Annotated in this window: 20 protein-coding genes; 8 read left to right on the top strand and 12 right to left on the bottom strand. The window is 49.5% G+C overall.

Annotated features, from left to right (window positions below; translation table 11 throughout):
- Window positions 1-9: 9 nt before the first annotated feature.
- Window positions 10-2,964, bottom strand: a complete 2,955-nt coding sequence (locus tag ACYU8Y_RS10555; RefSeq protein WP_460936893.1) for a protein O-mannosyl-transferase family — start codon at window positions 2,962-2,964, stop codon at window positions 10-12.
- Between the two features lie 744 nt (window positions 2,965-3,708).
- Between ACYU8Y_RS10555 and ACYU8Y_RS10550 the strand changes: the two genes are divergently transcribed.
- On the top strand, window positions 3,709-5,412 hold the full coding sequence (locus ACYU8Y_RS10550; RefSeq protein WP_460936891.1) for an AMP-binding protein: 1,704 nt from the start codon (window positions 3,709-3,711) through the stop codon (window positions 5,410-5,412).
- Window positions 5,413-5,476: 64 nt separating this feature from the next.
- Here the strand turns inward: ACYU8Y_RS10550 and ACYU8Y_RS10545 are convergent, their stop codons facing one another.
- A complete protein-coding gene (locus ACYU8Y_RS10545; RefSeq protein ID WP_460936889.1) occupies window positions 5,477-5,917 on the bottom strand; it encodes a LytR/AlgR family response regulator transcription factor in 441 nt (146 codons plus the stop codon).
- Window positions 5,918-6,197: 280 nt separating this feature from the next.
- Between ACYU8Y_RS10545 and cysM the strand changes: the two genes are divergently transcribed.
- From cysM to ACYU8Y_RS10525, 4 genes are all read left to right on the top strand, one after another.
- On the top strand, window positions 6,198-7,070 hold the full coding sequence (gene cysM / locus ACYU8Y_RS10540) for a cysteine synthase CysM (RefSeq protein ID WP_460936887.1): 873 nt from the start codon (window positions 6,198-6,200) through the stop codon (window positions 7,068-7,070).
- A gap of 97 nt (window positions 7,071-7,167) precedes the next feature.
- A complete protein-coding gene (locus ACYU8Y_RS10535) occupies window positions 7,168-8,217 on the top strand; it encodes a quinone-dependent dihydroorotate dehydrogenase (protein WP_460936885.1) in 1,050 nt (349 codons plus the stop codon).
- A gap of 129 nt (window positions 8,218-8,346) precedes the next feature.
- On the top strand, window positions 8,347-10,926 hold the full coding sequence (locus ACYU8Y_RS10530) for an FtsK/SpoIIIE family DNA translocase (protein ID WP_460936883.1): 2,580 nt from the start codon (window positions 8,347-8,349) through the stop codon (window positions 10,924-10,926).
- A 123-nt stretch (window positions 10,927-11,049) separates the two neighbouring features.
- The gene (locus tag ACYU8Y_RS10525) at window positions 11,050-11,691 is read left to right on the top strand and encodes a LolA family protein (protein ID WP_460936881.1); all 642 of its coding nucleotides are present in this window, start codon (window positions 11,050-11,052) and stop codon (window positions 11,689-11,691) included.
- A gap of 122 nt (window positions 11,692-11,813) precedes the next feature.
- On the opposite strand, the gene upp is transcribed toward ACYU8Y_RS10525, so the two are convergent.
- Entirely contained in the window at window positions 11,814-12,461 is a 648-nt protein-coding gene (upp, locus tag ACYU8Y_RS10520) for a uracil phosphoribosyltransferase (protein WP_460936879.1), read from the bottom strand.
- 135 nt (window positions 12,462-12,596) lie between these two features.
- Between upp and ACYU8Y_RS10515 the strand changes: the two genes are divergently transcribed.
- Together ACYU8Y_RS10515 and lpcA are read left to right on the top strand one after the other, a co-directional pair.
- Window positions 12,597-14,390 carry a hypothetical protein gene (locus tag ACYU8Y_RS10515; RefSeq protein WP_460936878.1) on the top strand — a complete coding sequence of 598 codons (1,794 nt, stop codon included), beginning with the start codon at window positions 12,597-12,599 and terminating at the stop codon, window positions 14,388-14,390.
- Between the two features lie 80 nt (window positions 14,391-14,470).
- Window positions 14,471-15,043, top strand: coding sequence for a D-sedoheptulose 7-phosphate isomerase (gene lpcA / locus ACYU8Y_RS10510; RefSeq protein ID WP_460936877.1), 573 nt, complete (start codon window positions 14,471-14,473; stop codon window positions 15,041-15,043).
- Between the two features lie 23 nt (window positions 15,044-15,066).
- Here the strand turns inward: lpcA and ACYU8Y_RS10505 are convergent, their stop codons facing one another.
- The 4 genes from ACYU8Y_RS10505 to ACYU8Y_RS10490 all read right to left on the bottom strand — a co-directional run bounded on the left by ACYU8Y_RS10505 (window position 15,067) and on the right by ACYU8Y_RS10490 (window position 19,506).
- A complete protein-coding gene (locus ACYU8Y_RS10505; RefSeq protein ID WP_460936875.1) occupies window positions 15,067-17,421 on the bottom strand; it encodes a carbohydrate binding family 9 domain-containing protein in 2,355 nt (784 codons plus the stop codon).
- Window positions 17,422-17,545: 124 nt separating this feature from the next.
- Window positions 17,546-18,391 carry a TPM domain-containing protein gene (locus tag ACYU8Y_RS10500; protein ID WP_460936873.1) on the bottom strand — a complete coding sequence of 282 codons (846 nt, stop codon included), beginning with the start codon at window positions 18,389-18,391 and terminating at the stop codon, window positions 17,546-17,548.
- A gap of 7 nt (window positions 18,392-18,398) precedes the next feature.
- Window positions 18,399-18,830 carry a TPM domain-containing protein gene (locus tag ACYU8Y_RS10495; protein WP_460936871.1) on the bottom strand — a complete coding sequence of 144 codons (432 nt, stop codon included), beginning with the start codon at window positions 18,828-18,830 and terminating at the stop codon, window positions 18,399-18,401.
- A gap of 94 nt (window positions 18,831-18,924) precedes the next feature.
- A complete protein-coding gene (locus ACYU8Y_RS10490) occupies window positions 18,925-19,506 on the bottom strand; it encodes a LemA family protein (RefSeq protein WP_046577725.1) in 582 nt (193 codons plus the stop codon).
- A 148-nt stretch (window positions 19,507-19,654) separates the two neighbouring features.
- Here ACYU8Y_RS10490 and ACYU8Y_RS10485 point away from each other — a divergent pair, with 148 nt between their 5' ends.
- Window positions 19,655-20,443 (top strand): SDR family oxidoreductase, encoded by a 789-nt coding sequence (locus tag ACYU8Y_RS10485; protein ID WP_460936868.1) that lies wholly within the window; start codon window positions 19,655-19,657, stop codon window positions 20,441-20,443.
- Here the strand turns inward: ACYU8Y_RS10485 and ACYU8Y_RS10480 are convergent.
- The 5 genes from ACYU8Y_RS10480 to rfbA all read right to left on the bottom strand — a co-directional run bounded on the left by ACYU8Y_RS10480 (window position 20,440) and on the right by rfbA (window position 24,462).
- Complete coding sequence (locus ACYU8Y_RS10480) at window positions 20,440-21,099, bottom strand: response regulator transcription factor (protein ID WP_046577730.1); 660 nt, start codon at window positions 21,097-21,099, stop codon at window positions 20,440-20,442. The genes ACYU8Y_RS10485 and ACYU8Y_RS10480 overlap by 4 nt on opposite strands.
- 64 nt (window positions 21,100-21,163) lie before the next feature.
- Window positions 21,164-21,976 carry a sensor histidine kinase gene (locus tag ACYU8Y_RS10475; protein ID WP_460936866.1) on the bottom strand — a complete coding sequence of 271 codons (813 nt, stop codon included), beginning with the start codon at window positions 21,974-21,976 and terminating at the stop codon, window positions 21,164-21,166.
- A 137-nt stretch (window positions 21,977-22,113) separates the two neighbouring features.
- Complete coding sequence (locus tag ACYU8Y_RS10470) at window positions 22,114-22,791, bottom strand: hypothetical protein (RefSeq protein ID WP_460936864.1); 678 nt, start codon at window positions 22,789-22,791, stop codon at window positions 22,114-22,116.
- Between the two features lie 3 nt (window positions 22,792-22,794).
- Window positions 22,795-23,202, bottom strand: coding sequence for a hypothetical protein (locus tag ACYU8Y_RS10465; protein WP_460936862.1), 408 nt, complete (start codon window positions 23,200-23,202; stop codon window positions 22,795-22,797).
- 399 nt (window positions 23,203-23,601) lie between these two features.
- The gene (gene rfbA / locus ACYU8Y_RS10460; RefSeq protein ID WP_460936860.1) at window positions 23,602-24,462 is read right to left on the bottom strand and encodes a glucose-1-phosphate thymidylyltransferase RfbA; all 861 of its coding nucleotides are present in this window, start codon (window positions 24,460-24,462) and stop codon (window positions 23,602-23,604) included.
- Window positions 24,463-24,544: the final 82 nt, after the last annotated feature.

Here is a 24,544-nt window from a genome sequence, read left to right as displayed (position 1 = left end):
GCTTGGTACTTATCCGCCAAAGGCAGCCAGGTGCTTTTGAAAAATGGCGTCATATCTGGCCGCAGCCATGGATTGGTTTGCTTCCTTACAAGCTTCGATAATCGTTTGCAGAATATACAAATCAGCATTGGGACTGCTAAATCGCCCCTGACCGCTTTTGGTGTAGGTCAGATTCTGATCGGCGCGGGTAGCCATCGTATCGGCTATGGACAGGGCTTTAGCGGGTTCTTTCAACGCAAACAGAAACCGCACATAGTTCGAGGAAATCTGGTCGAATGGAAGGCTTTTATCCGGCATCACCTTCAGCGAGAACTCCAGCACGTCACGCGCTTTATCCAGCTGGCCTTCGCGCAGAAGTTGGTCCGTCAGCCGGAAGAATGCCAACCGGGCCGAGACAACAGGCGGTCCTTTGTAGGTTTGATCGTAGTAGACAGCGGGGTTGTCAAGCTCCCGCCAGATGGTTTTACGCATCATGTTGGTATACATGATCGTCGAGTTGACATAACCGTCTGTCGCTCCTGGCACAGCCACTGGCATCAGACGGTAGGTATACCCCTCCAACTGCATGGAACTCTTTAAGCCCAGGTAATGATCCGTGGTTAATGTACTCGAAAAATAAATAGGCCGTTGCCAGTTGTTGGTGGCAATGACATCCAGCATAATCAGACTGGGCTTGTAGAGGTCTTTCTCGCCCAGCGTCCATTGCAGGGTATCTTTGAGCAGCGGCCGGAGCTGATCCGGAAGAAAATGAGCCCGATCTACGGCTTTTTTATCAATGGGCAGATAAAGTATGGATGAGGGCAGTACATTGGTTACTTCGCCATTAGTCAGTGGCAGTTGAATGGCTGGACTATTCACCTTCACCAGGTTGATGTACTGTTTCAGGTCAATGCCGCTTTTCACTCCGGGAATCTCGTAGAAGGGAATAATGTCGTTCTTACCTTTGTTAAACTGATTGAACTCCAGCGACATGGGTACGGCATCGGACTCGTAGGTCTTCCGTTTCATCTGCTGGATGTACCACTCCGTGCCCAGCAAACTCAGGTTGCACACGCGTACATCACGCCGAAAGCTTTCCACCTCCTGCACATACCAAAGCGGGAACGTATCATTGTCCCCTTCGGTGAATAAAATCGCGTTCGGCGCGCATGAGCTAAGCATATTTTTGGCAAAATCAACCGAATGGAAGCGGTGGTCCCGGTTGTGGTTATCCCAGCTTTTTACGCACATCATTACGGGTAACAGCAGGCATAGGCCCAGCACCAGTTCATTACGCAGTTTGACTGACTTCAACGCCGTCCGTAATCCTTCGACAAGGGCTGCCACGCCTAAACCAAGCCAAATGGCAAAGAAGTAAAACGAGCCGACATAGATGTAATCACGTTCCCGTGGCTCGGACGGGGGCGAATTCAGAAAAATCTGTAGACCAACGCCCGTTATCAGAAACAATAAACTCACAATGAGCCAATCCTGCCGTCGGCGTCTATACTGGTAAATGCTACCCAACAAGCCCAGCAGGAAGGGAAGCATATAAAAGTTATCGTGCGCTTTATTGGCTTTTAGCAGGTCGGGCACCAGTTGATCGGATGACCAGGGCAATAGAAAACCAGCGTCATCTTCGTCGCTCTCCCGACCGGCAAAATTCCACATCAGATATCGCCACCACATATGCCCCAACTGGTAGGTAAACAGAAATCGGAGATTATCGCCCATGGTTGGCTTCTGCCCTTCCGCCAGACCAAGCATTTTCCGGTATAACTGAGGGTGATTTAGCTGACTGCTGTACAATCGGGGAAACAGCATTTCGTCGCCAGGAGCATAGATGTATTCCGGCTGATAGTCGAAGATGACGTATTTGTCCTTTTCCTTTTTCCACATAGGGGCGCCCCGCTTCTGATCGATCGGGCGGGCGGTGAATACAGGCCCGTACAGTAGCGAGCGGCTACCGTACTGCTCCCGACTCTGGTAAGCCCGGAAGCTTAGCACATCGGCGGGATTATTTTCATTCAGCGGTGGATTGAAACCTGCCCGAACGAGCACTTGTAAGTAAGACGTATAGCCAATCAGTAGAAACGCTATCGCCAGTAAAGCGGTGTTCCAGCCAACCCGCTGCCGACGAATCGACCAGACAATGCCATACCCGATGGCAACCACTAAAGCCAGGATAAAGAAAATTACTCCGGAGTTGAACGGCATACCAAACAAATTGACAAACAACCGCTCCACCACGAAAGCCAGTGCGGGTAAACCCGAAATGGATGTATTAATAAAGCCCAACACAACCAGCCCCGTACTCAACGCCAGCAGGCCGCCCCGGAAAGTTGGCACAGGGTGTTTTTTATAGTAGTAAATGAGCGCCAGAACCGGGGTAACGACCAGATTCAGCAAGTGAACTCCGATAGACAACCCGGTTAAGTAGGCTACGAAAATGAGCCAGCGGTTAGCGGCCGCTTCTTCCTCCATATGCTCCCACCTGAAAGCAGCCCACACAACAATCGCCGTAAAAAAAGACGACATCCCGTACACTTCGGCCTCGACGGCTGAAAACCAGAAGGTATCCGAAAACGTGTATACTAACGCACCAACAGCGCCTGTACCCAGAACCAGTATCGAATCGGTAGCGGTGTAGGCATTCGTTGATTTACCCAGTAGTTTCTGAGTGAGTAAGGTGATAGTCCAGAAGAGAAACAAAATGGTAAAGGCGCTGGCCAGTACGGATGCCATGTTGACCCAATACGGGACTCGGGTAAGATCGCCCAGCGCGAGCATGGAAAAAATTCGGCCCAGCAACAGAAAAAAAGGAGCTCCTGGCGGATGAGGCACCTGAAGTTTGAACGAAGCCGCAATAAACTCACCACAGTCCCAGAAGCTGGCCGTTCGTTCCACGGTCAGAACGTACGTAAGGAGCGCCGTGGCGAAAACAAGCCACCCGATGGCGGTATTCAATCGGTTAAAGGTTACCATAATCGTATAGCGTTAGCGACATAATTTGTGTAAGTAATCGCCAAAACTACGTCCGAACGCTACTCACATCGAGCAGCTTAACTGTTAACAAACGTTAATAAATACCTGATTTACAATTATTTAACATTTACCCAACCGATAGCCCTGGTCAACTGTGATAAACGTAGTTTATGACTAAGTGGAATTAGCAAATTCTGTTCTTACCAGGCAAGCAGATGGCCACTACCGATGGCATTAGAAAAAGCAATTCAGAAACAGACGGGGGTAAACTAGGGCGTTAGTATAGAAGCAGCGCATTCATTTTGAGCCGTATAGCATAAATTAATTGTCAACCAGTAGCGCCTAGAAAAATATTACTTATCTTGCCAGTAGTGCAAAACCAAAAAACGCCGAACACATCGTGGCCCGGCGTTTTTGCACTCTTTTCTTAACTTAAACGCTGTTAAAGCGTCAGGCTAATGACGCAAGAAATTGGTTTAATGTTGCACGCCAGCGATCACTTTATTACAAACGGCAGAATACATGTACCAATGGGTATGACAAACGCCGGGACTCGAAAAGTCCCGGCGTTTGTTTTTTCACTTCCCCGAAAGGTTTTTTGTCGACCTCTAAAGAATTGAACAATTTACTTAGTTTTGTTGTACGCAACAATGATGGGAGGCCTGACATATCTCGCCAACGGTTCGCTGGCAAACGCCCTGATTTGGATCGAACCATCATTTCTGCGCTAAACCTGCACACTACATGAACACTCAATCGACCATAAATCCATATCCCTGGCGCTGTTTTTATCCAGAAGGCATCCCTGACGAAATTAACCCTGATGCCTATACGTCGCTGGCCGCTTTGCTGGAAGAAGGGTGCCGGCGATTCAGGGACCGACCTGCTTACTCCTGTATGGGAAAGCAAATCACCTTCGGTGAACTGGATCAGTTATCGTCCCAGTTTGCTTCTTTTTTACAGAATGACCTGAAGCTTCATAAAGGAGATCGTATTGCGATCCAAATGCCTAACACGCTTCAGTATCCCATCGCTATGTTTGGAGCACTCAGGGCTGGGCTGGCGGTTGTTAATACAAACCCGCTGTATACGCCCCGCGAAATGCAGCATCAATTCAAAGATTCGGGGACCAAAGCAATTGTCATTCTAAGCAACTTTGCCAGCAATCTGGAGAAGATACTCGACCGAACGGAGATTCAGCACGTCGTCGTTACTCAACTTGGCGATTTGCTGGGTTTTCCTAAGAAGCAGATCGTCAATGCTGTCGTAAAATATGTAAAGAAACTGGTTCCTGCATACAGCCTGCCCGATGCCATTTCGTTCAGCGATGCACTGAGCCGGGGAAGTAGCCAGCCCTTCAAACCCGTCCCGATCCAGAACACAGACCTGGCCTTTGTGCAGTATACGGGTGGCACAACGGGCGTTTCGAAAGGAGCCATGCTGACCCACCGAAACATTATTGCCAATGTAGAAGGGCAGCATGTCTGGATGAAGCCGGGCGGCACTCCCGATGGCGAAGGCATTATTGTAGCTGCTTTACCCCTCTATCACGTATATGCCCTCACGACGAATGCACTGGCCTCGTTGAAAAGCGGTTCCATGAACTTGCTGATTACCAATCCACGCGATTTAAATGCCTTTATCGACGATCTGAAAAAGTATAAGATAACGGCCTTTACGGGGGTCAATACCCTCTACAATGGACTACTGAATCATCCGCGTATCGGCGAAGTCGATTTCAGTTCTCTGAAGGTTACGTCAGCGGGAGGTATGGCGCTGCAGACAGCCGTAGCCGAACGATGGGCCAAGCTAACCGGCAACACCCCCTGCGAAGGCTATGGACTCACCGAAACATCGCCCGTACTCAGCTCAAACCCCGTTGATGGCAGCGTTCGCGTAGGCACCATCGGCATCCCCTGGCCTAGCACCGATATGAAAATCGTTCGTGAAGATGGTACGGACGCCAGCATTGGCGAACCAGGTGAAATTGTTGCCCGTGGGCCGCAGGTATTTCTGGGTTACTACAAGCGCCCCGAAGAAACTGCTCAATCCATGCTGGGCGATTGGTTCAAGACAGGCGACATTGGTGTCATGAACGAAGACGGCTTCTTCAAAATCGTCGATCGTAAGAAAGACATGATTCTGGTGTCGGGGTTCAATGTGTATCCCAATGAAATTGAGGATGTTGTGGCCCAATGCCCCGGTGTTCTCGAAGTGGCCTGCATTGGCGTACCTGACGAAAAATCGACGGAGGTAGTTAAAATATTTGTCGTCAAAAAAGACCCAAATCTGGACATTGATACGATAAAAGCCTACTGCCGCGAGAACCTGACGCCTTATAAAGTACCCCGGCTCATCGAGTTCCGGACGGAATTACCAAAGTCTAACGTTGGCAAAATTCTTCGACGACCGCTGCGGGATGAAGAGCTGGCTAAACAAAAAAAATAGATTCTTTAGTAAACAAAAAAGCGTTTTCCTGTGCAGGAAAACGCTTTTTTGTTTACTAATGGGTTTACGACACCATTTCCAGATCATTCAGCATCGACAGCTCTTGCTGAAACCCCTTGAGGTGTTTGATAAACCGGCTGGCTTTCCGACGGGAGACTTCTACCCGATCCCCATTGATAAGGCTCACGCTCAACTGCTGCTGGCTGGGATGGACACTATCCAGGTACAATAAATTAATAATATTTTTTTTATGCAGACGGGCAAAAACTTTGGGCGATAAGCGGCTCTCCATCTTTTTTAGCGTCAGTGACACAATTAATTGACTGCCATCTGAAAAATGAAATAAGGTGTAATTCCCCTCGCCTTCTAAACGCACAATCCGGTGCATGGGCATTTTTTTGCGGCACCCCCAAAATGGAAGCGTAAGATCTGACATGGAAAACTGGCCTGCAAGCTTTTCGACATGTCCCTTCGAAAGCGGATGAGTAACGACAGTTGCTCTCATATACTCGATTTGTTAAACGTGTGAATAGTTGGAAAAAAAGAATTACTCAATAAGCAGTGGTTGCTTACCTAATAGTAAGAGCAAATTACAAATTTTTCATTTTCAAGCAATTAGTCGATAAATAAAATTATTCTGTGCGTAATTGTACTCACTGAAACCAAACTATCACCCCGTAAATCCTTGACGCCTGGCCCATGGTTTTCGCGGAAACAACCTTATTTACGAACTTATTGAGTGGCTTTCTCCTTGACAGCTAAAAACAACTTTCTTACGAATCAGCATGGCAACCTTGCTCGATTTAGTCGGTAATACCCCTTTGGTTGAGTTAAACCGCCTGAATCCAAACCCCAACGTCACCGTATACGGCAAACTTGAAGGCAATAATCCCGGTGGTAGTGTAAAAGACCGAGCCGCTGTCAGCATGATTCAGGGTGCTCTATCCCGTGGTGAACTCAAGCCCGGCATGACCCTGGTCGAAGCCACCAGTGGGAATACGGGTATTGCCCTGGCCATGATTGCCCGGCTTTACGATATTCCCATTGAGTTGGTCATGCCCGAAAATTCAACCCGCGAACGGGTACTGACCATGGAAGCGTTTGGCGCGAAAGTTACCCTGACGGAAACCATCGAAAGTGCCCGTGACTACGCCGATGCGCAAGTGCAGAAGGGCGGCTACCTGATGCTTAATCAGTTTGCCAATCCCGACAATTACCTCGCTCATTACCGAACGACAGGCCCTGAGATATGGCGCGATACGGCTGGTAAAATCACTCATTTCGTTTCATCCATGGGCACCACGGGCACCATTATGGGCACGTCTCGCTACCTGAAGGAGCAGAATCCGGCTATACAGATTGTGGGCTGTCAGCCTACCGATGGCTCGTCGATACCGGGTATCCGTAAATGGCCCGTTGAATACCTGCCTAAAATTTTTGAACCCGAACGCGTTGACCGGGTCATGGACGTTTCGGCCGAAGAAGCGACCCTTATGACCCGAAAGCTGGCCAATGTGGAGGGTGTTTTTGCGGGTATGAGCAGCGGTGGGTCACTGCACGCGGCCCTTCATCTGGCCCAGGAACTTGACTCCGGCATCATCGTTTGTATCATCTGCGACCGGGGCGACCGATATCTCTCGTCGGATCTGTTCGGGTAATCAAAAGTCATCCGGCCTATTCGTCAGATCAGGCCGGACAAAGATTCTATAGACTAAACCAACCGGGGACGGGCGGCACTATACTATCTTTGTCAGTATGTACAAGCACATCATTTTGCCCATACTGTTCCGCTTTGATGCCGAAACTATTCACCATACCGTTACGCGCCTGTTACAGATAGCCTTGTCTATTCCGGGCGTATCCGGCCTTTGCCGAAAGTTATATGTTGTTGACGATAAACGGCTAGCACGCACCGTATTTGGGCTCACGTTTCCGAACCCGATAGGAATGGCCGCCGGGTTCGACAAAAATGCCGAGTTAATTAGCGAGCTAAGTGACCTGGGTTTTGGCTTCGTTGAAATCGGGACGGTAACCCCTCGCCCCCAACCAGGCAATCCACGTCCACGTCTGTTTCGATTAAAAGCCGACGGCGGGTTAATCAACCGGATGGGCTTCAACAATAAAGGCGCAGGCCCAGCCGCCGAACGGCTTCGGCATTTCGCCAGAAACCGGGGCAACCGCCAGGTAATTATTGGCGGGAATATCGGCAAAAATAAAGATACTCCAAATGAACAGGCCCTGACGGATTACCTCCTCAGTTTCCGCGAATTATTCGACGCGGTCGATTATTTTGTTGTCAATGTCAGCTCGCCCAACACACCCGGCCTGCGTGATTTACAGGAACGAGAACCCCTCACGCGCCTGCTGGCGGCTCTTCAACAGGAAAATCAGCAGAAACCAGTTCCTAAACCTATTCTGCTAAAAATTGCCCCTGACCTGACGAATGGGCAGTTGGACGACATTATTGCCATCGTTGCCGAAACCGGGATCGCGGGCGTTATCGCGACCAACACAACCATTAGTCGCGATGGGCTTGCCACCGCTCCGGCTACCGTTGCCCAGATGGGCGCTGGCGGGGTCAGTGGTCAACCGCTGCGCGAACGGGCTACCGAAGTAATCCGGTATTTACATCAGCAATCGGGTGGTTCTTTTCCAATTATTGGCGTAGGGGGTATTGCTACGCCTGAAGATGCGAAAGAAAAACTAGCAGCCGGTGCCAGTTTAGTACAAGTATACACGAGCTTTATTTACGAAGGGCCAGCGCTTGCCAAACGCATTAATAAGTCATTATTAAGCGAACTGTAGCTAAATAGCGGGCCTTCCATTTGATTACCTACTATACGGCCTTTTTTTTGTCTCTCTGCACCTCTTCTTATCGTGGTTTCTCGTTAAAAAGTGGGAAATTTACCTGCAGCGACCGCCCTAACCCAACGTATGGCACAACCAACTACATCACCCCGTCAGAATACAATCCGACGTCCGGCCGAACGCAATGAACCCCGCCCACGCGTCAACCGGGATGGGGGATCATCATCGGGTCGGTTCAAAGCTCCTTCGTTCAACTGGGGAGCCGCCCTCGATCGCTGGCTCACCGATCAGCGCTCTGCCCTAACCCTGGGCATGCTGCTGATGGGGCTGGCCCTGGGCTTGATGGTCGCGTTTATTTCGTATCTCATCAATGGGCCCGCCGACCAGAGTGTCGTAGGCGCGGCTTTCTCAGTACCACTTGCCGAAACCGGCACCGAAACCCGCAACTGGGTTGGGCTGGTAGGGGCCTACATAGCCCAGGTTTTTGTGTTCCGCTGGTTTGGCGTGGGCGCGCTTGCCATACCTGTCATTGTTTTTTTGTCAGGCTACAAACTCACCTTCGGGAGCGAGCTGGTTCCCTTGAGCCGGGCAACCAAGGCCCTGCTGTTTGCGGCCGTTTGGTGCAGCCTTATGCTGGGTTATGTTGTGCTGGTTACCAACTCCGCCGATACCGCCAGTGTTTGGTGTGGCGGCATCGGTTATGAGGTCAATGTGGTTCTGTACAGTTTGTTTGGGTGGGGAAATCTGGCCTTTATTGGCTTTCTGCTGTTCTTTTTTGTCGTTTATTTTTTCGACGTCCGGAATATAAAGCTGCCGGACTTTTCACGTTCTACCCAACTAAGGGCTAAGAAGCGTTCAGATGATCCGTTGCAAACCTATGCCGAAAGCGAGCTGGAGCCCGAGGAAGATGAAGTAGAGGAGCCGAACGATGAGTTGGAGCTCGAGCCATTCTCGCCACCGAGCCAGCCCGTTAACTCATTTGTTTCGGAGGATGCAACGCCAGCCGAACAGCCAGCCCCGGCAGCATCGTTACCCGAAGTCATTGCCCAAACTACAGGCGTTACGCTCACCATCAAAAATCGCGATACAACGACTAGCCATAATGTCGACGAAGAGCTTAGTGCTGTCCCCGCTCCAACCTTTGAACCCGACCCGTTCGAAGAGGATGATCTGGTTGCAACGCATGGCTTGTATGACTCAACGCTCGATTTGCCGCAGTACCAGTATCCGCTTTCTGACCTCCTGACCGACTACCCGAACAGCCGTAAGGCACAGGTTTCGGATGATGAACTGACAGCGAATAAAGAGAAAATAGAAAATACGCTGCGTAACTTCGGTATTGAAATCGACTCCATCCAGGCGTCTATCGGACCGACGGTTACGCTGTACGAAATCATTCCGGCCAAGGGCGTCCGCATTTCTAAAATCAAGAGTCTCGAAGATGATATTGCCCTGAGTTTATCCGCCCTCGGCATCCGGATCATTGCGCCAATGCCCGGCATGGGAACGATTGGTATTGAGGTACCGAACAAGAACCGCGAGATGGTCTCCATGCGGTCGGTCATTACGAGCGATGTATTTAACAACAGCAAGTTTGACCTGCCTATCGTCTTGGGCAAGACGATCTCGAATGAGATTTACGTGGCTGATTTAGCCAAAATGCCGCACTTGCTCATGGCCGGAGCTACCGGACAGGGTAAGTCCGTCGGGTTGAACGTGTTGCTTACCTCGCTCATCTACAAAAAACATCCATCGCAGCTCAAGCTCGTACTGGTTGATCCTAAAAAAGTTGAACTTACGCTGTTCAACAAGCTGGAAAGGCACTTTCTGGCCAAGCTTCCCGATTCTGAAGAGCCCATCATCACCGATACAAAGAAGGTTGTCAACACGCTCAACTCGCTTTGTATCGAGATGGATAACCGGTATAACCTGCTCAAAGACGCCGGTTGCCGGAACCTGAAAGAATACAATGCCAAGTTTGTCAAACGACGGCTCAATCCCGAAAAAGGCCATCGTTTTCTGCCTTACATTGTCCTGATTATTGATGAGCTGGCCGACTTGATGATGACGGCTGGCAAAGAAGTCGAACAGCCCATTGCCCGGCTGGCGCAGTTGGCCCGCGCCATTGGCATTCACCTGGTTGTAGCTACCCAGCGCCCATCGGTAAACGTTATTACAGGCTTAATCAAAGCCAACTTCCCGGCCCGATTGTCGTTCAAGGTAACGTCTAAAATTGATTCACGAACCATTCTGGATACGGGTGGAGCCGAGCAATTGGTCGGTATGGGCGATATGCTGCTTTCGTCTAACTCCGATATTGTTCGCTTACAATGTCCCTTTGTGGATACGAACGAGATCGAAGACATCTGCGAATTTGTCGGAAACCAGCGCGGCTACGACGATGCTTACGCCCTACCCGAATTTGTGGGCGATGATGGTGGTCAGGGCGACGATAAAGATGTGGACATGACCAATCGTGACCCCATGTTCGACGAAGCGGCACGACTCATCGTTATTCATCAGCAGGGCAGCACCTCGTTGATTCAGCGTAAGCTCAAGCTTGGCTATAACCGCGCGGGGCGCTTAGTCGATCAGCTGGAGGCCGCCCGAATTGTGGGTGCTTTTGAGGGAAGCAAAGCCCGCGATGTGCTGGTTCAGGATTTGCAAACGCTGGAAGAGATACTGAAGCGCCTGAAAGGCGAATAACAGACCAGACAACTTCCGGCAGGCAGAAACTTTTCCCCTTATTTTCCCGTCTAAAAACAATACGCTCGATTTCCGGATTAAATCGAGTAAGAGAATCACATACGACGAGTAGTACCAATGAAAATGAAGAAGATAGCTTGGATGCTAAGTTTGGCGTTTATCCTGACGCTGCCTGCTTTTGCCCAGAAAGACAAACGGGCGCAGAGCATTTTGGATGCAATGAGTAAAAAGTACAAGTCCCTAAAATCGTATCAGGCAAATTTCACCTTTACGAGCGTAGGCGGGGCTGCTAAAGAATCTTATAAAGGAGATTTGACGGTAAAAAACGAGAAGTTCCGGCTATTACTGGGCGGTCAGGAGGTGTTCACAGATGGCAAAACGATGTCTACATACATCAAAGAGTCCAATGAAGTGAACGTGCAGGACTATGACGGCGGTGGAAACAGTGAATTGAATCCCACCCAGATTTATACCATTTACAAGCGTGGTTTCGATTATCGCTTTTTGAAAGAACAGAAGCAGGGAGGACGCACGCTCGAAGTAATCGAGTTAACCTCCAACAGGCCCAAAAGCGCGATAAAAACCGTACAAATCTCGGTCGACAAAGCCGACAAATCAGTTCGTAATTGGCTGATCGTTAACAAAGACGGCAAACAGACATCGTATACCATTACCAAGTTTACGCCTAACGTCAACGTGCCGGATACCTTCTTTGCCTTCGACAAGGCAAAGTATCCAGGCGTTGAGGTAGTCGATCTCCGATAATTAGTGTCTGTCAATACAAAACGGGCTCCCTTACTGATAAGGGAGCCCGTTTTGTATTGACAGACACTAATTATTTTTAAAGCCTGATACTGGCAGACCGGGTGGTCAACCGTTGCTATAGGCTATACTTTTCCACCGTACGACAGATCGCCGGAGTCACCCAGTCCTGGTATTATATACGAATGCTCATTTAAATGGTCGTCTATCGCGCCCAGCCATAGATGGCATTGGGGCAACTGTTGCTGCACATGACGAACGCCTTCGGGGCTGGCAATGACTGCCGCAATATGGGTTTGGGCAGGAATTCCGTAGCGCAATAAGGCATGGTAGACTTTTTCGAGCGAACGGCCCGTGGCCAGCATCGGATCGCACAGAATAAGTGTTTTCCCGCTTAAGTCAGGGCTTACAATGTAATCCATCGCAATCTCAAAGTCATCCTCTTTATCTGGACTATAGCCGCGGTAAGCACCGGCAAAGGCATTCTCAGCCTGATCGAAGTAGTTAATGAATCCCTGATGAAAGGGTAATCCGGCCCGCATGATAGTGGCCAATACGGGCTGCTGACGAAGAACTTGCGTGTAGGATACCCCGAGAGGAGTTTGTACGGCGGTGTTTTGATACAACAACGTTTTCGAAATCTCATAGGCCATCAGCTCACCAAGTCTTTCTAAATTTCGCCGAAAGCGCATCCGGTCCTGTTGAATGGACACATCACGAAGTTCGGCAATGTACTGGTTGGCCAATGAGGGCTGTTGTGTAAAAACAAACATAGTATAAAGGCTTCTTTCGCTGTAATTTAGCCGCAAGGTTGGCGTATATCCAAACCAAATACCTAATTTAACCGGCCTATAGCCTGTAGTCATCCACAAAAATCGGCCTAATAACACCGCCAGTCAGTTAGTTACATGCGCATTAACCTTTATCTGTTCTGTTCGCTTCTCCTTTCGTTTTCGGTTCGGGCACAAAGCCCATTTGTGCCGCTCAACGCAGATTACTATCATGTAATAGACCGGCTCGAAATTCGCCAGAACAAATGGGCCGAAGGTTTTCATAGCTCCGTAAAGCCCTATAATCGGCAAAGTATCATTCAACTTACCGATAGTGTTGCGGCTCACCCCGATCGGGATTTTTCAGATACAGATTACTTTAACTTCGATTACCTGCGCAATGATAGCTGGGAATGGGTAGCTCCGTACGACTCGCTGAAGCCCGATCCATTTACACGCCATTTAAAACCCGAAACAGCCCCCGGTGATAGTAAAAAGCCTTTTCTAACGCATTTTTATCGAAAGAAGGCGGATTTCTACAACCTGCAAACGCCCGATGTCGACCTGCACGTTAATCCGGTTCTCTATTTTGGCTTCGGGGCCGAAAATATATCCGGTTCAACGACTACGCTGAGTACCGGGAGCCAGGCACAATTCGTCAATACGAGAGGACTTGAAATACGGGGAACGATTGGCCGTAAACTTGGCTTTTACACGTTCTTCGCTGATAATCAGGCCATTTATCCGGAATACATCCAGCAATATGGCCTGACGTATGGCCAGGACAGAAACGGATCCGGTACAGCACAGCCCACAGCGCCGGGCGAAGGGTTTGTGAAGCCCTATCGTACAACGGGTGCGGACTTCTTGACGGCTCGTGGCTACATCACATTCAACACCCTCAAAGTTATTAATGTGCAGTTCGGGCACGACCGGAACTTCTTCGGGAATGGCTTCCGCTCGCTGTTTTTGTCCGACAATAGTCCTGCTTATTTATTCCTGAAACTATCCACAAAGCTGGGTCGCCGGATTCAGTATACGAACCTGTTCACCTCCCTGCAAAATACGCAGGCACCCCGGCCTCAGGACGACAAGCTGATTCCGCCCAAATTTGCGGCCATGCACCACCTGAGCATCAATCTGAACGACCACATGAATCTGGGCGTGTTCGAGGCTGAAGTATTTAGCCGGGACCGGCTGGACCTGAGTTACCTGAACCCAATCATTTTGTATCGCTACGTTGAATCCAGCCTGGGCAGTAGTGATAACGCCTTCATCGGCATTGACTTCAAAGCTAATTTCCAGTCCCATTTTCTGGTGTATACCCAGTTCATGCTGGACGAATTCCGGTTGAAACCCCTGTTGGCGGGCAAAGGCGACTGGACCAACAAATTTGCGTTTCAGCTAGGCGCTAAGTACATCGACGCGTTCTCGGTACCAAACCTCGATCTGCAAACGGAGTTTAACCTGGCTCGTCCGTATACCTACTCCCACGAAGCGTCACCAACGGTTACCGCCGGGCAAACCAACTATGCGCACTATAGTCAGCCGTTGGCCCATCCGCTGGGTGGTAATTTTATGGAAGGGCTGGGTATTGTGCGGTACCAACGCAAACGCCTGTCGGCCAACGGCATTTTTGGTCTGATGATGTACGGTACTGATCCAGACCCCAGCATTAACTACGGAGGAAATATTCTGAAGGATTATACATTCCGCTTTCGCGACGAAGGCAACTTCATTGGCCAGGGGCGCAAAACAGTCGTTACCTATGCCGACGTTCGGGCTTCCTACATGATTCGGCACAACGTATTTCTGGAAGGGCGTTACCTGTATCGCTATCAGGATAGTCAGTACAAACCCGACAGTTATACGGATCAGGTGGCCAGTTTTGCCATACGCTGGAATCTGCCCTACCGAAACTGGGTCTTTTAATCATAAAGTCGTAGGCTGGCAGTATGTTTACGTCGCTCTGCCCCACCGGCTTACGGCTTCACTACTTACTTCTTTATCCCATGCTAGATATTATTCGTCAGGAATTAACTGAAGCTCAGTCTGTTTTAGACACGTTTCTTAGTAACCCTGATCATCTTTCGGCTATTGAAAAAGCGGCTGTGCTCATGGCCGACGCGCTTAAGAGCGGCCATAAAATTATTTCCTGCGGCAATGGCGGCTCCCATTGCGATGCCATGCACTTTGCGGAAGAGCTATCGGGACGGTATCGTGATAACCGTCGGGCGTTGGCTGCCATCGCTATCTCGGATGTCAGTCATATTTCCTGCGTGAGTAATGACTATGGCTACGAGTTTGTCTTTTCCCGCTTTGTAGAAGGCTTGGGTAACGAGGGCGATGTACTACTAGGGCTAAGTACAAGCGGCAATTCGGCCAATATAATCCGGGCGGTCGAAGCGGCTCGTCAGAAAGGCATGAAGGTGATCCTGCTGACCGGTAAAGACGGGGGTAAACTCGCGGGACAGGCCGACGTTGAAGTTCGCGTGCCCCACTTCGGGTATGCCGACCGGATTCAGGAAATTCACATCAAAGTGATTCACCTCTTCATTCTGCTCATCGAAAAGCTGGTCATCTGAACCACACGGGCTACCCACGCGGTTCAGAATTGCTTTAGATAAGATAGTTTGCCAATAATATGCTGCTCCTGCTGCCGGTCTGTGCGAACGACAGACCCGGCGTAGGTCCCGTAATTATAGACGATATATAAAAAAGAAAGCGGCTGGAACTCCCAGGCAAGCCGAATATTCAAGGCGTTCTTGTCATTATACGTGTTCCGCTGAATAAAGCTGATTAACTGCAAACGCGGATTAACGGCCAGTCGGCTCTCCAGGCTGTACAACGATACGGTGCCGGTGTAGTCGCCTACGTTCTTAAACTCGTTGGCTTCGGCATTGAACGTAAAAGCGGCATGCGGAATAGGGGCCAGAATAAGCGACGCCCGTACGTAATTCAGATGCCCGTCATAATACCCTCCTGTTTCCCCATTGACCTGAAAAGACACTTTCTTGGATGGGTCAGTACCGAACATAATACTGTAACGGACATACCGGTATTTGTTCGAGACAATAGCCAGATCCAGCGGACGATAATCTCCATCGTCCAAACGCTGATAAGTCGGGTTCACGAACAGGCCCAGATTTCCCCCGTTCTGGAACGTTAGCCAGATGGGGTTAAAACTGTACTGTGCTTCCTGCAAATAGCCCGTCGATGCTTTATGGTAAAGCTCAACAAAAGCACCCGGTTCAAAATTACGTACCCACTTAGGCAGCCACTTTGCGCGGTTAACCAGATACAATCCTGGTGTGGTCGCAATTACATCGCCCCTGGATACGAAGCCCATTTCCGGGTTAAATCCCTTTGTCACCAATGATTGTGTCCACCACCCTACCAGCTGATTGGTCCGGTAAATAAGCTGGCTGTATGCCGATATACCCTGATCGGTGCCCCCCGAACTGGCCGATCCGATGAGCATCGCATTGTACGTCCACTTTTGATTCAAGCGAAAGAAACCATCCACGGCGAACGTCCCGTTCTGATGGCTTCCGGTGCTATCCGTACTGTGCACATTCTTTAAGGTGAAGAGGGCTCCAATCCGGTTTTGGCGACCAACATTCTCAACATACCGCCCAACCACAAAGTCCGTTGCCGGGCTCCCCGGAATACCTCGCTGCCGAATAACCATACCCCCATAATTGCGGTTGAGCGATCGATAGACCAGCCGCGCTCCGGCGTCGATGGGTACGGGTGCACTGGTGCCATCAGGTAATGTGGCCAGGCCGATTGTCCGGCTGAAGAATGGTTTAATAATCATACTTCCTCCCTCACCCGTGTTATTGTTGCCCGGCAGGCCCGCGCCAAAGAGGCTGGCATTTTCCAGAAAAAACGCCCTCCGCTCCGGAAACAATACCGAAAAGCGGGTCAGGTTATTCACCTGCCGGTCTACGTCCGCTTGGGCAAAATCCGTGTTGAGAGTAAGGTCAAGTACCGTGTTGGGGTTGATCGCCCATTTAAGATCGCCACCGAGTTTGAGCTTGGCGCTGTGGCCGTAGCCAACTTCAGTTCCATCGGCCCGGTCATCACTAATCAATACGTACGGCTGAATCCGAACATTGGGGGAAGGCGGGGGCGGTTTCAATCCTGTGATTAACCCGGCATACTCCATGCGGCTCGACGTAAAGGCCCTTGGGAAAGGCGACCAGGCCGATAGTTCGTTGGAATATCGACGGTTACGGAAGAAGTTGATACCCCAGGTCTGTATCGAATCAGCCGAGCGGGCATATCGCAGCGTTTGCCAGGGAATCTGCATTTCCGCAACCCAGCCCGAGTCCGTGCGGCTGGTACGCACTTTCCAGAAACCGTCCCAGTCCTCGTCGTACAATAAATCGTCGAAGGAGAGCAAGTCCCGCTGCGTGCCGTGCGGATTGGCCACGAAGGTCATGGCATTGCGCCGGTCGTTAAACCCGTCGATGGATACCCCGAATAAATCGTGCGACCGACTATTGAAGTCACGCTTGAAGTTAGGAACCCGCAGGGCTTTTCGCCCAAGCGTATCGTGATTGACAGCCGCGATATATAAGAATTGGCGATTAAACAACACCCGAACATCGGTGCCAAACGTGGCCGGGCGGCCCTGCTGCGGATCGACCTGCACAAAGCGCCGGACTAGTTTGCTCTGTTTCCAGTCTGCTTCGTCCAGCCGGCCGTCGATTTTTAGCTTATCCTTCGTTTCAACGGCCTGAATGGTTCTTCGCTTTGCAGAAGGAGCAAAAATGACCGATTGACCAGCAGCTATCGTCTCGTCGACTATATCCTGCTCAGCTGCGTTACCACGTAAGGAATCAGGCTGAACAACGTCCGACTGAGCCGTGTTCGGGGCAACCGGATTTGTTTGCGCGAAGGTAAAAAACGGAAAAAGAAGGAGCAGTAGACCGTAACGATCAATAACGGAAACCATACAGGGTGAATGACTTAACCCGCAAAAATAGGTTCTGTCAATCAGTTCTGAATCGTTTTTTCGTTGAACGGCGTATTCCGCATATTTACTGGCAGATCATACTGATTGGCCCGATGTCGTCTGGCTAATAATCGCCACCAGCGCCACCACCACCGAAGCTACCCCCACCAAAACCGCCGAAGCCGCCCCCGCTGCTACCGCCACCACCCCAGCTACTACCGCCACTGGATCCACCCCAGCCCGAATAGGTTGTTGGGAAAAAGATAGGTCCTCCCCAGCCGCCACCACGGCTATTGTTGCTGCCACCGCCCCGGTTCCGCCGGATTATAATGAAGACAATAATGATACAGATGAGTATGATAAATATAAAGCCTCCTCCCCCGTCATCGCTGCTGGTATCAGGATCTGCTTTGTATTCACCACTGGCACGCCGGATGATTTCCGTTGTGGCCTCATCCAGACCCTGGTAATATTGTTCCTGTTTAAATGCGGGTGCAATGGTGTTAGTGATAATGCGTTTGGCAATAGCATCGGGAATAGCCCCCTCCAGGCCGTAACCCGGTGCAATAAAGATTTTGCGGGTTTGCGTTGCCCAGGCCAGTATAAGGCCGTTATTTTTACCAGCCTGCCCTACGCCCCATTTGCGGCCCACCTGAAAAGCAAAGTCACCGATCGGATAGGGTTCTGTCGTTTTCACAATGACAATCGTAATCTGCGTTGATGTAGAGTCATTGTACGTACGGAGTTTCTGCTCCAGCTGCGCCTTCTCGGTACTACTCAGAATACCAACAAAGTCATTGACCAAACGGGGCGGATTTGGTTTGTCGGGAATGGCCGTATTCGTGGATGTCCCGGTGTCGGTTGCTGTATCCTGTGCCTGCAGTGTGCCGGGTAAAACAACAACGAGAAAGAAGATAACCCCCAGCCATAGCCGTCGGGTCGTATTGGTAAAAAAAGTGAGTACGTTCACGGCAGTGTCAGTCAAACGAAATATCGTCGGCGAGTTCGTTGGTGTCATCGCTGGCGTAAGGAAAGTACTGTTTTAACTGTTGCCCGGCGCTTCTAATACCCAGGCTTAGTCCTTCGGCGTAATTCCCGGCCGAAAAATGGCTACGGAGTAGGCTCTTGGTACTTTCCCAAAAGTCGCCGGGCACTTTGGCATCAATTCCTTTATCGCCCAGTACAGCGAACTTACGGTCGGTATAAGCGAGGTAGAACAATACCCCATTTTGTTCCTTTGTCTGGTGCATCCCCAGCTGTGCAAACACCTCAATAGCCCGCTGAACAGGGTCAGCACTGGCGCAGTGCGGTTCAACATGCACCCGAATTTCGCCCGATGTAGCCTTCTCGGCCTGCCGGATGGCTTCTACGATGCGCTTTTGTTCGTCGGGAGTGAAGGGATTGTTCATAAGCGGGGCGTTATAAAGTAAGAAGGTTGTCTAGTTACAGACTTCGCTGCTTCTACAGCAGGCTATAACCAGACAACCGGTAAAACTCTACAACTTAAAACTGTACCGTTGGGGCACTTTGAGCCGCTTGCGATGCTTCAAAGAAGCCCTTCACGGGGAAGCCAAAGATACCGGCAAAGATGTTGTTTGGAAAAGACCGCACCGATTGGTTATAGGTTTTTACCGCCCCATTGAAGTCATTGCGGGAAACGGCGATTCGGTTTTCGGTACCTTCCAACTGAGCCTGCAACTCCGAGAAATTCTGGTTCGCTTTCAGGTTCGGGTAGCTTTCAGCCACCGCCAGCAGGCGCGACAAGGATCCACTCAACTGATCCTGAGCCGCCTGGAATTTCTGAACGTTTTCGGGCGTCAGTTGGTCCGCCGTAAATTTCACCTGCGTCGCACTGGCACGCGCCTGAATAACGGCCGTCAGGGTGCTCTTCTCAAAATTAGCCGCTCCCTGTACCGTCCGTACCAGGTTAGGAATCAGATCGGCCCGACGCTGGTATTGGGTCTGAACCTGCGCCCATTTCTCCTGAACGTTCGTATCTGTCTGAACCAGCCCGTTATAAGAACTACAGCCGTACATACCCAGCGCGAGGGCAATAACCACTACGATAATTAATGTCTTTGACATGGTCTGTTTAAATGCAAATGGTTGATGTTAGAAGCAAAGTTGCCCAAAACTAATACTTTGTAAACGTAAAACTACGCCAGAGGTTTTTTTAGCTATTTTGGCCGTGGTTTGTATTGATGATCGGTACAGACGTAAGTACTCTTTTGTTATGAATCTGACATTAACCGGAAAAACAGCCCTCGTTTGCGGCAGCACGCAGGGAATTGGTCGCGCTGCGGCCATCGAATTGGCGCTTCTCGGTGCTACGATCGTATTGATGGCCCGAAATGAGGAAACACTCAAGGCTACCCTGGCAGAGCTGGACACGTCTCACGGGCAAACTCACCGCTATCTGGTAGCCGACTTTGGTCAGCCGGGGGCGGTTATAACCGCTGTCACGCAGCATTTAGCCCAATTTCCAGCGGTACATCTGTTAATCAACAATACAGGCGGGCCTGCGGGTGGCCCACTGATCGACGCGAAAGCCGATGAATTTATACAGACCTTCCACAATCATCTGCTCACCAATCAGGCGCTGGTGCAGGCCGTTTTCCCGGCGATGAAGGAAGCCGGTTTTGGCCGGATTGTGAATGTTATTTCAACCTCTGTCAAGCAGCCTATTGTAGGTCTTGGCGTCTCGAACACCATTCGCGGAGCTGTTGCGCAATGGGCCAAAACGCTTTCCCTGGAGATCGCCCGCTTTGGCATTACGGTCAACAATGTACTGCCTGGCTACACACAAACAGCCCGTTTAGCCGCTGTGTTATCCATGCGGGCGAAGGCTTCCGGCAAAACAGAAGATGAAACGGCCCAACAGATGGAAACCGAAATTCCAACCGGGCGATTCGTTACAGCCGAAGAAGTAGGAGCAGCCATCGCGTTTTTGTGTACACCGGCAGCAGCCTCCATTAATGGAATCAATCTTCCGGTGGATGGTGGAAAGACGGGGAGTCTTTAAACGAGACTATTTTTAAACGCGTAGGCGACCATACCGGCCGTATTCTTAGTACCGGTTTTTTCGAGGATGCGTAACCGGTGACCTTCGACGGTACGCGGGCTAAGGAATATTTTTTCGCTGATTTCCAGGGTTGAGAGGCCTTCGCAAATGAGCATCAGCACTTCCTTTTCGCGCTCGGAGAGTAGAATCTTGCTGTTGTAGAATGAATTGATTGGCTTGGCTACCGTCGTTTTATTGGTCATTTTACGAAGCATTGCCTTCGATACGAATTCATTCAGGTAAACGCCTTCGTCCATCACTTTCCGAACGGCTTTTTCTACCTCCCCGGCTTCGGCATCTTTCAACAGATAGCCGCTAACGCCCTTTTCGAGCAGGTGAAGCACCATCCGATCTTCATCATGCATGGTCAATACGACGATTTTGATGAGGGGGAAATTATCCCGCAGATAGTCGGCAGTAGCGGTACCATCCATCACCGGCATTTGTAAGTCGAGCAAAACGACATCCGGCAATTTACGGGCAATTTTGTCGATCAGTTCCTGTCCATTGGCCGCTTCCATAACCAACTCAAAATCATGAATCTGCCCGAGTATGGTCGACATGCCAACCCGGAATAAGGTATGATCGTCGCAGAGGGCCAGTTTAATTTTTCGCATAATAGAAGAGGAGTTAGGGATAGAGACTGCATTAGCAGCGAAGAGCGACTTCAAAAAAAATAAATTAACTCAATAAATCAACAGGTTGTGCGTCGTGTAATTGCACCTGCACATGAATCTGCGACCCACGGCCCGGCGCAACATCGAACGTTACGTGGCCATTGACAACACTTAGGCGGCTTTCGATATTGCGGAGGCCCAGGCCACCCTGTTTGTTTTCCGTAACGGCATCAAAATCAAAGCCAACGCCATCGTCGATCACCGACAGGCGCACCTCATTATTAACACTGAATAACTGAATGGTAATGTGCCGGGCGCGGGCGTGCCGAATGGCGTTATTAACCAGTTCCTGCGCAATTCGATAAAGCATCAAATCAAAAGTGGGCGGGAATGGCATCTCGGGCTCCGTATAGGCCAATTGAATCTCGACATCATTGTCAGTCGCGCGGTCGGCCAGTTCTTCCAGGGCCGCCAGCAGACCAAACCGTTCGAGCGTGGTGGGGACCAAGTTCCGGCTAATCCGCCGAACATTGGTCATGGTTTCGTCAATCATCGAGCGGGTTTTCTGAAACTGGAAGCTTACCTGCACATCGCCCCCCACTTGCCGCTCTAACTGATTGAGACTCATTTTCGTCACGGATAACATCGTTCCAATGCCATCGTGCATGTCTTCGGCCAGCCGTTTTCGTTCTTCTTCCTGCCCCCGAAATGTGGCTGCCATCAGGTCGCGCCGGTGCTGAGCCTGCATTTCTTTGTAGGCCAGTTGCTGCTTTGCCTGTTTTTGCTGGTAATAGGCGACGAAGATGATAATGAACACGGCCATTATCAGCAACACGGCCGTACCGACGGCAATCACAAAACCGGAGTCTATTGACATTATCGCTACAGAGAATCTGTATTAGTAAAGTTCAAGAATATAACCCTGAATGTCAATGTGGAAGGCAAACAATTGAGTGAATGGTAGAATGGAAATTAGTCGTTTTGTGCAAAATTTTATTTTCAAATAACAGATTATCAAATAAAATTTTCTTTATCGTATTTACTAAACCACAATCCTATACCAGAAAATAAGCAAAAAATGATAAATAGTATTTGACTTGCGTTCCAATATTTATCAAACACTTCAGCAGGAACTTTATTAATATCCTTATACCAATATTCGCTAAAAAGAACAATAAAGAACGTACCAGCCGCGAAGATAAGTAAGCCGGCACTGAACCAAAACATAGTATGAGTCAACACATTTTTTATACGCATATCAACTAAAATCTTGTTGAAATATGCCAATGACAAACCAATAGACAGTACTCGAAATGATAATAGTGCTGTAACAGACACTTTAATATCTTCGTAAGTGAATACAATTAAAGTAGCACATAATAATGTTAATCCTGCTAAAATCTGCTTCGATAAACGCTTATCGAAGCAGTTGTAATAAATAAATCCAATTAGAAATGACTGAAAAAGTGTTTCTAAATTCTGAATAAACGTTGTATTAAGCGCCCGTATAACATACCAAAGTGCATATGTATCTTTGACAAAACAAAAGGCAAAAAACAGTATTATATATAAAGCAATTTTAGTTAATTGATTAAATCTTAATACACTTATTAGTATAGGAATAAGACTACTCAAATAAGATAGTAAATCAATAGGATACCTAACACTTAATTCAAGTAATCTATCCCACATAACTTAATTTTTACCTCCACAATGTTGAGGACAAGTCCAACCATCGCCTACAGCATCTCCTCTACCATCTGCTGCCATATCTTTCATCCCTGTTTTATCTGCATGGATTGGCATATCATTTCCTTTGGCGTCGACGCCCGTCAATAGCACACGCGGTACAAGTTGGCCTTTGCCCGGCTCGGTGGGTTTGCCGTCGGCATCTTCCCAGCGCTTGGCATGGTGAATGCGTAGACCGATACAGCCGGGCTGATCAAGTAAATGTTGAACTTGATTGATACCAAAGTATTCCGAACGGATATACTCATCTTTTGACAGGCCTACTTCCAGCTTACGCTCCTGGTAAGCGCCGGTCATGGCTTTTGTTTCCTGAGGGTCGAGGATGCGCCCTGCATTTTTAGTAAAAACGTTCATAGAAAAAGAGGTTCGAAATAAAACTGGCTGATGTTTGGCTGGATAGAACCGGAAAGCAGGTCTAAATTACGCCAGCAATGTTTGTGCACAAGCTATGCGTAAACTCCACCAATCAGTAATTTTTCCTGAAAATCAGCCAGTTAAACCATATAAAAATTTACCAATACGTAGTTCTACGTGCTAAAGTGCGGACTTCTGCCTGTTTCATGTTCTAGCCTGAAAACCGGTGTTTCTGCGCTCAATAACCGGCAAATCCCACGCTACTTTTGTATCGTAGCTAATGACCCACATCGCCATTGGCCAGGACATTTCTCATAGGTTAGGTTTACGAAAAAACGCCGGAGCAGCTTGCTCCGGCGTTTTTTATAGTAGCCTCTTATATAAGCTGACGGATGTAGTCTATTTCAACAGGCTCAATAAATAAGCGCCATACCCACTTTTAACCAGGGGCTTGGCAATGGTGGCGAGTTGCTCGGCATCGATGAATTTCATGCGGTAAGCGATCTCTTCGATACAGCCGATCTTCAGACCCTGCCGCTCTTCAATAACGTGAACAAACTGACCGGCTTGTATCAATGACTCAAACGTACCCGTATCGAGCCAGGCCGTCCCACGATCCAGTACACCTACTTTAAGCCTGCCTTGCTCCAGATAAACCCGATTGATGTCGGTAATCTCTAACTCACCCCTGGGCGATGGTTTGATATTCTTGGCAATTTCAACGACGTCGTTATCATAAAAGTACAAGCCCGGTACCGCATAGTGCGACTTAGGCTTTTCGGGCTTTTCTTCAATAGACAACACATTGAACCCCTCATCAAACTCCACGACACCGTAGCGTTCGGGATCATGTACCTGATAGGCATAAACGACGCCACCATCCGGATCGTTATTGGCCTGAAGCAGTTTCGACAGACCCGATCCATAAAATATGTTGTCGCCCAAAACGAGCGCTACCTTGTCGTCGCCAATAAATTCTTCGCCAATGATAAATGCCTGCGCCAAACCATCGGGACTGGGTTGAACAGCATAGCTGAAGGTACAGCCAATACGACTGCCATCGCCGAGCAGTTTTTCAAAATGCGGCAAATCGTGGGGCGTCGAGATGATGAGAATATCCCGGATGCCCGCCAGCATCAGAATCGACAGCGGATAGTAGATCATCGGCTTGTCGTATACGGGCATCAATTGCTTGGATACGGCCAGCGTAAGCGGATGAAGACGCGTACCGGAGCCTCCGGCGAGAATAATTCCTTTCATAGTTTCAATGAGTGAATGGATGAATGAGAGAACGAGCGAATGCTATCTGGCACATTGTTTTGCGTCAGCTTATTCGCTCATT

This window comes from Spirosoma humi (assembly GCF_054776575.1).
This window is presented reverse-complemented; position numbering and strand designations above follow the sequence as displayed.